11 protein-coding genes are annotated in these 13813 nt (G+C 71.6%); 7 read left to right on the top strand and 4 right to left on the bottom strand.

Annotation, left to right across the window (positions count from 1 at the left end; translation table 11 throughout):
* The first annotated feature begins 7 nt into the window (after positions 1 to 7).
* On the top strand, positions 8 to 577 hold the full coding sequence (locus tag ACFFCA_RS14595; protein WP_375486018.1) for a GNAT family N-acetyltransferase: 570 nt from the start codon (positions 8 to 10) through the stop codon (positions 575 to 577).
* A gap of 17 nt (positions 578 to 594) precedes the next feature.
* Here the strand turns inward: ACFFCA_RS14595 and ACFFCA_RS14600 are convergent, their stop codons facing one another.
* Both ACFFCA_RS14600 and ACFFCA_RS14605 read right to left on the bottom strand, forming a co-directional pair.
* A complete protein-coding gene (locus ACFFCA_RS14600; RefSeq protein WP_375486020.1) occupies positions 595 to 1731 on the bottom strand; it encodes a cystathionine gamma-synthase in 1137 nt (378 codons plus the stop codon).
* A gap of 88 nt (positions 1732 to 1819) precedes the next feature.
* Complete coding sequence (locus tag ACFFCA_RS14605; RefSeq protein WP_375486022.1) at positions 1820 to 3211, bottom strand: cystathionine beta-synthase; 1392 nt, start codon at positions 3209 to 3211, stop codon at positions 1820 to 1822.
* Positions 3212 to 3350: 139 nt separating this feature from the next.
* Here ACFFCA_RS14605 and ACFFCA_RS14610 point away from each other — a divergent pair, with 139 nt between their 5' ends.
* The 3 genes from ACFFCA_RS14610 to ACFFCA_RS14620 are packed head-to-tail and all read left to right on the top strand — an operon-like array spanning position 3351 to position 6962.
* The gene (locus tag ACFFCA_RS14610) at positions 3351 to 4628 is read left to right on the top strand and encodes an LCP family protein (RefSeq protein ID WP_375486024.1); all 1278 of its coding nucleotides are present in this window, start codon (positions 3351 to 3353) and stop codon (positions 4626 to 4628) included.
* A 48-nt stretch (positions 4629 to 4676) separates the two neighbouring features.
* A complete protein-coding gene (locus ACFFCA_RS14615; RefSeq protein ID WP_375486026.1) occupies positions 4677 to 5693 on the top strand; it encodes an SGNH/GDSL hydrolase family protein in 1017 nt (338 codons plus the stop codon).
* A gap of 48 nt (positions 5694 to 5741) precedes the next feature.
* A complete protein-coding gene (locus tag ACFFCA_RS14620; protein WP_375486027.1) occupies positions 5742 to 6962 on the top strand; it encodes an acetyl-CoA C-acetyltransferase in 1221 nt (406 codons plus the stop codon).
* A gap of 498 nt (positions 6963 to 7460) precedes the next feature.
* Here the strand turns inward: ACFFCA_RS14620 and ACFFCA_RS14625 are convergent, their stop codons facing one another.
* Positions 7461 to 8246, bottom strand: a complete 786-nt coding sequence (locus ACFFCA_RS14625) for a Bax inhibitor-1/YccA family protein (RefSeq protein WP_375486029.1) — start codon at positions 8244 to 8246, stop codon at positions 7461 to 7463.
* Positions 8247 to 8438: 192 nt separating this feature from the next.
* On the opposite strand from ACFFCA_RS14625, the gene ACFFCA_RS14630 reads away from it, so the two are divergent.
* The 3 genes from ACFFCA_RS14630 (at position 8439) to ACFFCA_RS14640 (ending at position 12702) form a co-directional block, all read left to right on the top strand.
* Positions 8439 to 9776, top strand: a complete 1338-nt coding sequence (locus ACFFCA_RS14630) for an acyl-CoA dehydrogenase family protein (protein WP_375486031.1) — start codon at positions 8439 to 8441, stop codon at positions 9774 to 9776.
* Between the two features lie 31 nt (positions 9777 to 9807).
* Positions 9808 to 11025, top strand: a complete 1218-nt coding sequence (locus tag ACFFCA_RS14635; protein WP_375486033.1) for an acyl-CoA dehydrogenase family protein — start codon at positions 9808 to 9810, stop codon at positions 11023 to 11025.
* Between the two features lie 135 nt (positions 11026 to 11160).
* Complete coding sequence (locus ACFFCA_RS14640) at positions 11161 to 12702, top strand: class I adenylate-forming enzyme family protein (protein ID WP_375486035.1); 1542 nt, start codon at positions 11161 to 11163, stop codon at positions 12700 to 12702.
* Positions 12703 to 12775: 73 nt separating this feature from the next.
* Here ACFFCA_RS14640 and ACFFCA_RS14645 read toward each other — a convergent pair.
* Positions 12776 to 13813, bottom strand: a 1038-nt coding sequence (locus ACFFCA_RS14645; protein ID WP_375486037.1) for a S16 family serine protease, incomplete at its 5' end; no start/stop codon positions are given.

A 13813-nucleotide genomic window follows, 5' to 3' on the forward strand; every position in this document is an offset into this window, starting at 1 on the left:
CCGGCCCATGCTGCGACCCGATTACCCCGTACGCACCGAGCGCCTGCTGCTGCGCCCCCTCGTCGCGGGCGACGTGGCCGCGGTGCACGCCTACCAGTCACGCGCCGACGTGTGCCGCTACATCCCCTACGAACCGCGGACCAGGGAGACGGTCGCCGCCCGCGTCGCCGACCCCGCGTTCAACCGCACCGCCGTCGAGGCCGGGGGCGACGTGCTCTGGCTCGGCATCGCGCTGGCCGACACCGATCTCGTCATCGGCGACGTCATCCTGGCCTGGGTCAGCGCCGAGCACGGCACCGCCGAGATCGGTTACGTCCTGCACCCCGACCACCAGGGCCGCGGCTACGTCACCGAGGTCTGCCGGGCCCTGCTCGGGCTGGCCTTCGACGGCCTCGGCGCGCACCGGGTCATCGGCCGGGTCGACGCGCGCAACGGCGCCTCGGCCCGGGTGCTGCGCCGGGTCGGCATGCGCCAGGAGGCGTACCTCGTCGAGAACGAGTGGTTCAAGGGCGAGTGGAGCGACGAGCTCGACTTCGCGATCCTCGCCGACGAGTGGCGCGCCCAGCAGCCCGGGTGACCCCAGCCCGTCCGGCGTCAGGCCAGGGCGGACGCCAGGTCGGCGATCAGGTCGTCGATGTTCTCGATGCCGACCGAGAGCCGCACCAGGTCGTCGGGCACCTCGAGCGGCGACCCGGCGACGCTGGCGTGCGTCATGCGGCCCGGGTGCTCGATGAGCGACTCCACGCCGCCCAGCGACTCGCCCAGGATGAACACCGACACCAGCCCGCACACCTTCAGGGCGGTCTCGACGCCGCCGCGCAGCGTGAACGACACCATGCCCCCGAAGCGACGCATCTGCCGGGCCGCGATGTCGTGGCCCGGGTGGCTGTCCAGGCCCGGGTACAGCACCGTCGCCACGGCCGGGTGCGAGCTCAGGAACTCGACGACGCGTTCGGCGTTGTCGCAGTGCCGGTCCATGCGTACGGCGAGGGTCTTGATGCCACGCAGTACGAGCCACGCGTCGAACGGCCCGGCCACCGCCCCCATCGCGTTCTGGTGGAAGGCCAGCTCGTCGCCCAGGCCGGCATCCGCGGCGATCAGCGCCCCGCCGACGACATCGGAGTGTCCGCCCAGGTACTTCGTCGTCGACTGCACCACGACGTCCGCCCCGAGCGCGATCGGCTGCTGCAGGTAGGGCGAGGCGAAGGTGTTGTCGACGACGAGCAGCGCACCGGCGTCATGCGCGACGCCGGCCAGCCCAGCGATGTCGGCGATGCCCAGCAACGGGTTCGTCGGCGTCTCGCACCACACGATCTTGGTGGTGGGACGGATCGCGGCCCGCACGGCGTCGAGGTCGCCCAGCGGTACCGGCGTGTACTCGACACCCCACGCGGCCAGCACCCGGGCCACGAGGCGGAAGGTGCCGCCGTAGGCGTCGCCGGGCAGGATGACGTGGTCGCCCGGGCGGCACGTCGTGCGGAACACCGCGTCCTCGGCGGCCAGACCGCTGGCGAACGCGAGCCCGCGGGCGCCGCCCTCGAGCGCGGCCAGGGCCTCCTCGAGCGCGGTGCGGGTCGGGTTGGCGCTGCGGCTGTACTCGTAGCCGCCGCGCAGGCCGCCGACGCCGTCCTGCTTGTACGTCGACGTCGCGTAGATCGGGACGATCACCGATCCGGTGTACGGGTCCGGTTCCTGGCCGGCGTGGATGGCCCGGGTCTCGAAGCTGCTCATGGAAGAAACGCTACGGGGTGGGCGGTACCGCGGCGTGACCGTCCCTGCGGGCCGGCTGCAGGCGGCCGGAAGGAGCGATCGTGCGCGTTCAGCTCCCGGCGAGGTGCCCCAGGAGGTCCTGCCGGGTGATGACGCCGACCGGCTTGCCGTCGACGTGCACGAGCAACGCGTCGGCCGACTCGAGTTCCGCCATCGCCACCGACACGGGCTCGCCCGAGCCGATGATCGGCAGGTTGGGTGACATGTGCGGCTCGAGCGCGTCGGCCAAGGCCGCCGACCCCGCGAACAGTGCCTCCAGCAGGTCGCGCTCGGACACCGACCCCATGACCTCGCCGGCGGTGACGGGCGGCTCGGCGCGCACGATCGGCATCTGCGAGACGCCGTACTCGCGCAGGATGTCGATGGCGTCGCGGACGGTCTCGGTGGGGTGGGCGTGCACCAGGGACGGCGTCTCGCCGGACTTGGCGCGCAGGACGTCGCCGATCGTCTCCTCCCCCGACGTCTCGACGAAGCCGTAGTCGCTGAGCCAGCCCTCGTTGAAGATCTTGGACAGGTACCCGCGGCCGCCGTCGGGCAGCAGCACGACGATGACGTCGTCCGGGCCCGCGGTCCGGGCCACCTCGGCCGCGGCCACCACGGCCATGCCGCACGAGCCGCCGACGAGCAGGCCCTCCTCGCGCGCCAGCCGCCGGGTCATGGCGAAGGAGTCGCCGTCGCTGACGGCGATGACGTCGTCGCAGATGTCGCGGTCGTAGGTGCTGGGCCAGAAGTCCTCGCCCACGCCCTCGACGAGGTAGGGACGGCCGGTGCCGCCGGAGTACACCGAGCCCTCGGGGTCCGCGCCGACGATGCGGACGCCGTGTCCGCTCTCCCGGGCCTGCTCCTTGAGGTAGCGACCGGTGCCGCTGATCGTCCCGCCGGTACCGACGCCGGCCACGAAGTGCGTGATGCGGCCGTCGGTCTGGGCCCACACCTCGGGCCCGGTGGTCTCGTAGTGCGAGCGCGGGTTGTTGACGTTGGCGTACTGGTTCGGCTTCCACCCGCCGGGCGTCTCGCGGGCCAATCGGTCCGACACCTCGTAGTAGGAGCGCGGGTCGGCGGGGTCGACCGCGGTCGGGCACACCACCACCTCGGCGCCGTAGGCCCGCAGGGTGTCGATCTTGTCGCCGCTCACCTTGTCCGGGCAGACGAAGATGCAGCGATAGCCCCGCTGCTGGGCCACGATCGCCAGGCCCACGCCGGTGTTGCCGGACGTCGGTTCGACGATCGTGCCTCCGGGCTTCAGCTCGCCCGACGCCTCGGCGGCCTCGATCATCCGCACGGCGATGCGGTCCTTGACCGAGCCGCCGGGGTTGAAGTACTCGACCTTGGCCAGCACGACGGGGCCGTCCTGCTGGTCCGGGTCCTGGCCGATGGAACGTCGGAGCCGGACCAGCGGGGTGTTGCCGATCAGCTCGACGAGGGAGTCGCTGTAGCGCATGGCGCCCACGCTAGCGCCCGACGATCCCGGGACAGCCGGATGAGAGCACGCAGGGTCGGAGGCCCACTTCTCACCTCCGCTCCGTTACCGTTCCGTGACCGGACGCGCCGCGGACGCCGGTGCGACAGGAGGGCGCCGCATGACGCAGGAGCAGGCCGCCGACCAATGGGACCCCATCGGGCGGCACCGCACGAGCCGCCGTCGGCGCGGCCTGGCGCCGGTCCGGATGGCCGTACGGATCGTCGCCGCGGGGGTGTCCCTGTCCCTGCTCGTCGGCGCCGGGTATTTGCGCCACACCTACGACAGTCTCGACCGCGGCCTGCACCGCGTCGCCGTCGGCGGCCTCGGGCAGGCTCCGGCCCCGGCGACCGGCGCCAGGCTTCAGCACATCGACGGCGCGGCCCAGAACCTCCTCGTCATCGGCGACGACGACCGGTCCGGCCTGACCCCGAGGCAGATCGCCACGCTGCACGTCGGGGCGGCGGACGCCACGACGAGCACCGACACCCTGATGGTCGTGCACGTACCGGCCAACGGTGCGAAGGCGACGTTGATCTCCATCCCGCGAGACAGCTATGTAGCCATTCCCGGGTTCCGCAACGACAAGATCAACGCCGCCTACATCGACGGCTACACCTACGGCACGGCCGGGTACCCGGTGACAGCGTCGTCGTCCGTCGCGCAGCGGCAGGCCGCCGGCCTGACGCTGCTGGTCCGGGTGGTCAAGAACCTGACCGGGCTGACCATCGACCACTACGTCCTCGTCAACTTCCTGGGCTTCTACAACATCGCGGTGGCGATCAGGGGGGTCACCGTCGACCTGTGCCACGCGGTCGACGACAGCCCGGCGCGCAACCGCGCGCAAGGCCTCGGCGGTGTCGGGTCGGGCTTCGTCGAGTCGGCCGGCGTGCACCACCTGACACCGACCGAGTCGCTGGAGTTCGTACGCCAGAGACACAACCTGTTCGACGGTCACGGCCACGAGCTCAACGACATCGGACGTGAGGCCAGGCAGCGATACTTCCTGGCCGCTGCCTTCGCCAGGATCGAGCGCGCCGGGACACTGCTCAATCCCGGCAAGCTGAACGCGCTCGTCGCCGCGATCAAGAGCACCCTCACCATCGACAGCGGGCTCAGCCTGGACTCCCTCGCCCACCAGCTGCTCGACCTCACCGGCGGCAACATCGTGGGGCAGACGATTCCCACCCAGGGCTCGAGGACCTTCCCGTCACCGGTCGGTGACGCGCTGGTCGTCGATCCGGTACAGGTGCAGGACCGGATCAGTCGCTGGCTCAACCCGCCGGCACCGTCGACGCCCTCCTCCTCCACGCCCGCCGGCAGCAGCGCCGCTCCGGGCGGCGCAACCCGAACCCCGGCCGGTGGGGTTGCGGCCGCCGCGCACGGCTGCGTGAACTGAGCAGACTGCCTGTCAGGTGCCAGGAGGCGGCTCGCTACGGTCGCTGGCATGGCCACTCGCTCGCGTCGCCGCCTGGCGATGTATCTCGGGGCGGGCGTCGGCGCGGCCGGCGCCGGTTCGGTCGGTGCGCTCATCGGGGTGCTGCACGCCGAGACCCGGCTGGCCCGGCGTCGCATCCCCCAGGCGACCGAGCCGCCGCCCGTCACGGACGACACGATCTGGGCGGCGAACGGCGTCGGCCGGCGTCGGCCGCCGATCCGGCTCGCCATGCTCGGGGACTCGACCGCCGCCGGCTACGGGGTCCTGTTCGACCGCGAGACCCCGGCGGCCCAGATCGCGCTGGGCGTCTCCGAGGCCGCGCGGCGTCCGGTGCACGTCCGCAACGTCGCCGTCGTCGGCGCCCAGTCGATGCAGCTGCCCGCCCAGGTCGCGGCGCTCGCCGGGATGACGGCCGACCTCGCGGTCGTCATGATCGGCGCCAACGACGTCACGGCCCGCACCCCGCCCGGGATCGCCGTCCCCCACCTCGCCGAGACGGTGCGTGTGCTGACGGCCAGGGGCACCGAGGTCGTGGTCGGCACCTGCCCCGACCTCGGCACGATCCGCCCGCTCGCCCAGCCGCTGCGGGCCTACGCCCGCCGGCTGTCGCGCCAGATGGCGCGCGCGCAGACCATCGCCGTCGTTGAGGCGGGCGGGCGATCTGTCTCGCTCGGCGACCTGCTCGGCCCGCTGTTCATGAAGAACCTCGACTACTTCGCCGCCGACCGCTTCCACCCCTCCGCGGCCGGGTACGCGGAGGCCGCGGGTGCCGTGCTGCCCTCCGCGCTCGACGCGCTGGGCCTGCGCACCCGCGCGCGTTCGGCCAGCACCTTCACCACCCGCCGGGTCAAGCCGGTGGCGCGCGCAGCGGCGCAGGCGGCCGCGCGACCGGGCAGCGAGGTCGCCGGCGCCGAGCGTTTCGGACGCAGCGAGAACCGCCGGGGCGCCCTGGCCCAGCTGCGCCGACGCGTACCGCGCCGCAGCCGGGGGCTGCCGCCGGGCGCGACAGGCGCGGCAGCTCTCTGACGCGAGTGGCACGATCGATGGGACACCGTCGATCCCCGAGGAGCCACCATGCCCGATGCCGTCATCGTCTCGACCGCCCGCAGCCCGATCGGACGTGCCGGCAAGGGCTCGCTCGTCGACATCCGTCCCGACGACCTCGCCGCTCAGATGGTGCGCGCCGCCCTGGACAAGGTGCCCGGGCTGGACCCGCGCGACCTCGACGACCTCATGATGGGGTGCGGCCAGCCCGGCGGCGAGTCCGGCTTCAACATCGCCCGCACCGTCGCCGTCCAGCTCGGCTACGACTTCCTGCCCGGCACGACCGTCAACCGCTACTGCTCGTCGTCGTTGCAGACCACTCGCATGGCGTTCCACGCGATCAAGGCCGGCGAGGGCCACGCCTTCGTCTCGGCCGGCGTCGAGACGGTGTCCCGCTTCGGCAAGGGCAGTTCGGACGGGTGGCCGGACACCAAGAACCCGCTCTACGACGAGGCGATGCAGCGCACGGCCAAGGTGGCGGAATCCGGGGCGAGCGAGTGGCACGACCCGCGCGCTGACGGCTCGGTCCCGGACGTCTACATCGCCATGGGCCAGACCGCCGAGAACGTGGGCCTGCTCGCCGACGTCAGCCGCGAGGACATGGACCACTTCGGCGTCCGCTCGCAGAACCTCGCCGAGGCGGCCATCGCCTCCGGCTTCTGGCCGAACGACATCACCCCCGTGACGCTGCCCGACGGCAGCGTCGTGTCGAAGGACGACGGGCCGCGCGCCGGCGTCACCTACGAGGCGGTGTCGCAGCTCAAGCCGGTCTTCCGGCCGGACGGGCGGGTGACGGCCGGCAACTGCTGCGCCCTGAATGACGGCGCCGCCGCGGTGGTTGTGATGAGCGACCAGAAGGCGTTCGACCTGGGCCTGCAGCCGCTGGCCCGCGTGGTCGCCACCGGCGTGTCCGGCCTGTCGCCGGAGATCATGGGCCTCGGCCCGGTGGAGGCCACGAAGAAGGCGCTGGCCTCGGCGGGCATGGAGATCGGTGACATCGACCTCGTCGAGATCAACGAGGCCTTCGCCGCGCAAGTGCTCGCGTCGCAGCGGGAGCTCGGCATCGACATGGACCGCCTGAACGTCAACGGCGGCGCGATCGCGGTCGGGCACCCGTTCGGTATGACCGGCGCGCGGATCACGAGCACGCTGATCAACTCCCTGCGCGCCCACGACAAGCAGTTCGGCCTCGAGACGATGTGCGTCGGCGGCGGCCAGGGCATGGCCATGATCCTCGAGCGCCTGGACTGATGCGGACCGAGCCGGGCTGATTCTCGCGCCCCGGAAAGGAATCTTGACGCTCACGTAACCTCCGCCGGGGCCGGTCGTTGAACCTGATGACCGGGTTCGGACGGGTTAAGCGGGGATCGTCCGACACCGGCCCACGGGGGAACGTGGAAGTACGGGGTACTGGGATCGCGGCGCACGGCTGGGGGCCGGACGCGACGCGAGACGGGGAACGACGTGCAGCGGCGGGTCGGCTGGGGGGCCGGCCCGCCGCAGCGCGCTCCGGGCCCGCCCGCCGCACTCACCTGCTGATCGTGCGGTCTGCACCGCGTCGGTCATGGTGCCGATCACGTCTTCCTCGTGAGTCACCGGAAATCCCGCACGAAGCGGCAACCCGGCAGGAAGACCTGATCGACGGCGTGGGCGCGCGCTCACCGCGATCTTCCGAGCCCGGCACGACGAACGCCGAGGGGCGGGCCCGTCTCCGGACCCGCCCCTCGGCGTCGACGATCTGGTTCGGCGCTAGCGGCGCAGGTTGCCGAGCAGCCGCAGGATCTCCAGGTACAGCCACACCAAAGTGACGGTGAGGCCGAACGCGGCGAACCAGGCCAGCTTCTGCGGCGCACCGTTGCGGATACCGCGCTCGATCATGTCGAAGTCGAGCACCAGGTTCGACGCCGCGATGACGATGCAGATCAGGCTGAAGATGATCGCGATCGGGCCACCCGAGCGCAGGCCCAGCCCGTTCGGCGTGAACAGGTAGGCCACCAGGTTGACGAGCATGAGCCCGAACACGCCCATGGTGGCGCCGACGACGATGCGGGTGAACTTCGGGGTGACCCGGATGGCGCCGATCTTGTAGACGAACAGCATGCCGGCCGCGACCATCGTGGTGCCGGCGACGGCCTGGATGACGATGCCGTCCCAACGCTGCTCGAACACGCGGCTGATGGCGCCGAGGAACACGCCCTCGAACACCGAGTACAGCAGGGCGGTGCCGGCGTTGACCTTGGCCGTGAACGACATGTACAGGCCGAGCGCGAGCCCGCCGACGGCGCCGATCAGCAGTCCGGGCAGGAACAGCTTGTCGGGCAGCGCCACCCAGGCGATCGCGCCGGCCACGAAGATCGTGCCCAGCATGGCCGCGGTGCGCTGCACCACGTCGTCCAGGGTCATGAACCCCTGGCCCTGGCGAGGACCGGCGTAGGCGGGCTGGTCGTACATGCCCTGGAGTTCGGTCGCGCTGGGCGCGGGGTAGTTGCCGCCGGACTCGCGGCCGAACCGGTTGATGACGGGGTTCTGCGCCATGGTCGCCCTTCCTCGGACTGAAGCTGTTCACTGTCTTCAACGCAGCCTAGAGCTCCGTGGTTCCGGGCGCCTGCACTCCTGCGCTGCGGCCTGGATCACCTCTCGGTCGCTGTCGTTGCGGAATGCCTACCGGCGGGTAGATTTATGTGAAACCCGCCGTATCACTGAAATTCACCGAAATCCGGGAGAGCCATGTCAGGGCGCAAGACACGAGGGCGCGACGCCATGGGCTACGGCCTGGCCGCGTTGAACAAGCTGGCCGGCATCCCGGCCATCGACCGCTTCGGCCTACGTGCACCGCTCGAACGCGCCGTCTACGCGGGCAGCAAGGCCGGCTTCAAGGCCGTCGGCACCGTCGGGGTCGCGAACCGTCGCTTCGGCGGCGGCCCGAAGCGCGGCGCGCCCGAGCGGCCGACGAGCACCGCCCGCAGCGGCCTGTTCGACCTGACCCCGTCCGACGAGCAGAAGATGATCGTCGAGGCCACCGCGGAGTTCGCAGCCGAGCAGTTGCGCCCGCTGGGCACCGAGGCCGACAACGACTGCGCGGCGCCGGACACCGTGCTCAAGCGTTCGGTCAGCGAGCTGGGCGTGACCATGCTCGGTGTCCCCGAGACGTTGGGGGGCATGGGCAGCGAGCGCTCCGCCACCACCGGTGCGCTCGTGGCCGAGGCCCTCTCCCACGGCGACATGGGTCTGGCCGTCGCCTGCCTGGCGCCGGCCGCCGTCAGCAACGCACTGGTGCTGTGGGGCGACGACGAGCAGCAGTCCACCTACCTGCCGTCCTTCGTCGGTGACGACGTCCCCGCCGCGGCCCTGGCCGTGCTCGAGCCCCGCCCGCTGTTCGACCCGTTCACCCTGCACACCAAGGCGACCCGCACGCCGAACGGCTTCCGGCTCGACGGCGTCAAGTCGCTGGTGCCCCGTGCCGCCGTGGCCGAGCTGTTCGTCGTCGCGGCCGACCTCGAGGGCACGCCGGCGCTGTTCGTCGTCGAGTCCGGCACGAACGGCATCACCGTCGAGGCCGAGCCGGCCATGGGCATCCGGGCGGCCGCGACCGCCCGCCTCGTCCTGGACGAGGTCGCCCTGCCCGCGGGCGCGCTGCTCGGTGCGGGAGCGGCCGACGTCTACGCCGACTGCATCCGGCTGAGCCGCATCGGCTGGGCGGCGCTCGCCTGCGGCACCGGCCGCGCCGTGCTGGACTACGTCATCCCCTACGTCAACGAGCGCAAGGCCTTCGGTGAGCCGATCAGCAACCGGCAGGCCGTGGCGTTCATGGTCGCCAACATCGGCATCGAGCTCGAGGGTGCACGGCTGACCATGCTGCGTGCCGCGGCGCGGGCCGAGCAGGGCCTCAGCTTCGCCCGCGAGGCCGCGCTGGCCCGTCGCCTCACCGCCGAGTACGGGATGAAGATCGGTTCCGACGGCGTGCAGCTGCTCGGCGGTCACGGCTTCGTCAAGGAACACCCGGTCGAGCGCTGGTACCGAGATTTGCGCGCCGCTGCAGTCATGGAAGGGGTTGTCCTCGTATGAGTGACGCTCGCGGAACGAACGGAGACATCGCATGATCTCGCTCGAGACGCCGAAGAAGTTCGGCATGCTCGTCAACCAAGCGCACCAGGTGTCGCTGGAGATCTTCCGGCCCATCTCGCGCAAGTACGACCGTGCCGAGCACGAGTACCCCAAGGAGCTCGACGCGCTGGCCGCGCTGATCGACGGTATGAACGACGGCGGCGAGGGCGGTACGGGGGCGCGTGGTGTGCGTCGCGACCCGGGCGACGGCAGCGCCGAGAACCGTAACGGCACCAACATGTCGAGCGTCCTGTCGATCATGGAGGCGTGCTGGGGCGACGTCGCGATGGTGCTGTCGATGCCGCGCCAGGGCCTGGGCGACGCTGCGATCGCGTCGGTGGCCGACGAGGAGCAGCTCGCCCGCTTCGGCAAGCTGTGGGCGTCGATGGCCATCACCGAGCCGGGCTTCGGCTCGGACTCGTCGGCCGTGTCGACCACCGCGGTCCGCGACGGCGACGACTACGTCATCAACGGCGAGAAGATCTACGTCACCGCCGGCGGCCGCAGCAACGCCGTCGTCGTCTGGGCGACCCTCGACAAGTCCAAGGGCCGGGCCGCGATCAAGTCCTTCGTCGTGGAGAAGGGCACGCCCGGCATGGAGGTCACGCGGCTGGAGCACAAGCTCGGCATCCGCGCCTCGGACACGGCGACGATCGTCTTCACCGACTGCCGGGTGCCCAAGGAGAACATGCTGGGCTCGGCCGAGGTCAACGACGACCCAGGTGCCAGCGGCTTCGCCGGCGCCATGCAGACCTTCGACAACACCCGCCCGCTGGTGGCCGGCATGGCCGTCGGCTGCGCGCGGGCGGCCCTCGACGTCACCCAGGACCTGCTGAAGGAGGCCGGCGTCGAGATCGACTGGGACACGCCGTCGTACGCACAGAACGCGGCCGCCGCGGCGTACCTGCAGATGGAGGCCGACTGGGAGGCCGCCTACCTGCTCACCCTCGAGGCCGCGTGGATGGCCGACAACCGCAAGCCCAACTCGCTGCAGGCCTCGATGGCCAAGGCCAAGGCCGGTCGGGTCGGCAGCGAGATCACGCTGCGCTGCGTCGAGCTCGCCGGGTCGCTCGGCTACAGCGAGGAATCGCTGCTGGAGAAGTGGGCCCGCGACTCCAAAATCCTGGACATCTTCGAAGGCACCCAGCAGATCCAGCAGCTGATCGTCGCCCGCCGCCTGCTCAACAAGGGCTCGGCCGACCTCAAGTAACGCTCATCGAGTGGTCACGTACACGGCGAGTGGTCAGCTGCAGGTGGCCACTCGCCGCGTAACTGACCACTCGGTGCGCGGCCGGGCTGCCACTCTCATTGCGGTACCACACCGGCCGGGCCTAGCGTCACGATCATGACGACGACGTCCGGCTCCGGCATGCTCTCCCCCGCCCGCGGCACCGCGCTGGGGGTGCTGGCCGAACAGGCCGAGGCGCGGTTCGGCGACGCCAGCAGCCTGGTCTACGAGGGCCGCACCATCACCAGCGCCGAGCTCGGCGCCCGGGGTCGACGCTTCGCCGGTGGCCTCAACGGGCTCGGGGTCCGTCCGGGCGACCGGGTCGCGGTGTGCATGGCCAACTGCCCCGAGGTCCTCGAGACGTACCACGCGGTATGGCGGCTCGGTGCCGCCGTCACCCCGTTGCTGTTCCTGCTCAGCGAGGCCGAGCTGCGGCACGCTCTCGACGACTCGGGAGCGGTCGCCGTCGTGACCACGCCCGAGTTCCTGCCGACCGTACGGGCGGCGGCCGACGGGCTCGACGTGCGCATCGTGGTCGCCGGCGCAGCCACGGACGCGACGACGTTCGGCTTCGACGAGCTGGCCGCGGCCGACGAGGCGTCCCTGGCCGACGTCGACCCCACCGGCATGGCGGCCCTGCTGTACACGGGAGGCACGACCGGACGTTCCAAAGGCGTCGTGCTGAGCCACGACGCGCTGTCGTCGTCGGCGTGGGCCGCGGTGCTGTCCGGCATCGACGACGACCACACCCGCTCGCTGCTCCCCCTGCCACTCGCCCACGCCTACGGCCTGCTGGTGTCGACGATGAGCCTGCACGCCGTGCGTCCCAACCGCACGGTGCTCATGCGCTGGTTCGACCCCACCGGCTGGCTGACGCTGGCCCAAGAGCACCAGGTGCAGGTCTCGGCCGTCGTGCCCACCATGCTGCGCCTGCTGGCCACCCTTCCTCTGGAGACCTTCGACCTGTCGGCTCTGCAGCGCATGGTCAGCGGCAGCGCACCGCTGCCGGCCGAGGTGCTGCACGAGTGGAACCGGCGGGTGCCGACCGTCGAGATCGTCGAGGGGTACGGCTGCTCGGAGACGGCGGCGCTGGCCTGCACGACGCCGATGGGGCAGGCGCGGGAGGGCAGCGTCGGGCGGGCCGCGCCCGGCGTCGAGCTGCGCATCGAGGCCACGGACGGCACGGACGCAGCGCCCGATGTCGAGGGCGAGATCTGCATCAAGAGCCCGGCCCTCATGACCGGGTACTGGCACGACCCCGAGGCGACCGCGCTCGCGCTGCGTGACGGGTGGTTCCACACCGGCGACGTCGGCCACGTCGACGCCGACGGCTACCTGTTCGTCGTCGACCGGATCAAGGACATCATCATTCGCGGCGGCTTCAACGTGTACCCGCGCGACGTCGAGGAGGTGCTGATGCAGCATCCCGCGGTCGCCGTCTGCGCCGTCGTCGGGCGTCCGGACCGTGAGCACGGCGAGGAGGTCATCGCGTTCGTGCAGCTGCACGACGGCGCCGCCGCGACGCCTGACGAGCTCGTCGACTTCGCGCGCACGCACCTGTCGCGGGTGAAGTACCCGCGGGAGATCCACCTCATCGAGCAGCTGCCGCTGACCAGCATCGGCAAGCTCGACCGCAAGGCGCTGCGCACACGCACCTGACCGCGGACGGATGAATGCCCCCTCCGGCCGGGGTGAACCGGCCGGAAGGGGCATTCACGGGGGGTGCGGCGGATCAGGCGGCCACGGTCTCCGCGCCGCCGGTACCGCTGTCCGTGCTGCTGTTGGCGGACTCGAGCGCGTAGGCGAGGATCTCGCCGACGTCACCCACGGGGCGGACGTCGAGCTCGGCCAGCACCTCGGCCGGGACGTCGTCCAGATCCGGCTCGTTGCGCGCCGGGATGAACACCGTCTTGAGCCCGGCCCGCTGGGCGGCCAGCAGCTTCTGCTTGACGCCGCCGATGGGCAGTACGCGCCCGTTCAGCGTCACCTCGCCGGTCATTCCGACGTCGGAGCGCACTGGGCGCCCGGTGGCCAGCGACGACAGCGCCGTGACCATGGTGACGCCCGCGGACGGCCCGTCCTTCGGCACCGCACCGGCCGGGACGTGCAGGTGCAGCGCACGGTCGAGCTCGGCCACGTCGATGCCGTGCTCGGCGCCGTGCGAGCGCAGATAGCTCAGCGCGATGTGCGCCGACTCCTTCATGACGTCGCCGAGCTGACCGGTCAGGGTCAGGCCGCGGTCACCGGCCATCGAGGTGGCCTCGATGAACAGCACGTCGCCGCCTGCGCCGGTGACGGCCAGGCCGGTCGCCACGCCGGGCACCGCGGTGCGCTCCGCGGACTCGGGCAGGAACCGCGGCCGGCCGAGGAACTCGCGCAGGTTGTCGGCGTCGACGTGCACCGAGGCGACGTCGTCGGAGCCGAGCCTCGTGGCGACCTTGCGCAGCACCTTGGCCAGGCCGCGCTCGAGCTGACGTACACCCGCTTCGCGGGTGTACTGCCCGGCCACGAGACGCAGCGCCTCGTCGGACACCGTGACCTCGGCCTCGGTCAGCGCGGCCCGCTCGAGCTGCCGAGGCAGCAGGTGGGTGCGCGCGATCGCGACCTTGTCGTCCTCGGTGTAGCCGTCGAGGGTGACGACCTCCATGCGGTCGTACAGGGCCTCCGGGATGGTGTCGGCGACGTTGGCGGTGGCCAGGAAGACGACGTCGGACAGGTCGAGGTCGACCTCGAGGTAGTGGTCGCGGAACGTGTGGTTCTGCGCCGGGTC

The organism is uncultured Jatrophihabitans sp. (assembly GCF_964252635.1).
Taxonomy (GTDB): domain Bacteria; phylum Actinomycetota; class Actinomycetes; order Mycobacteriales; family Jatrophihabitantaceae; genus Jatrophihabitans.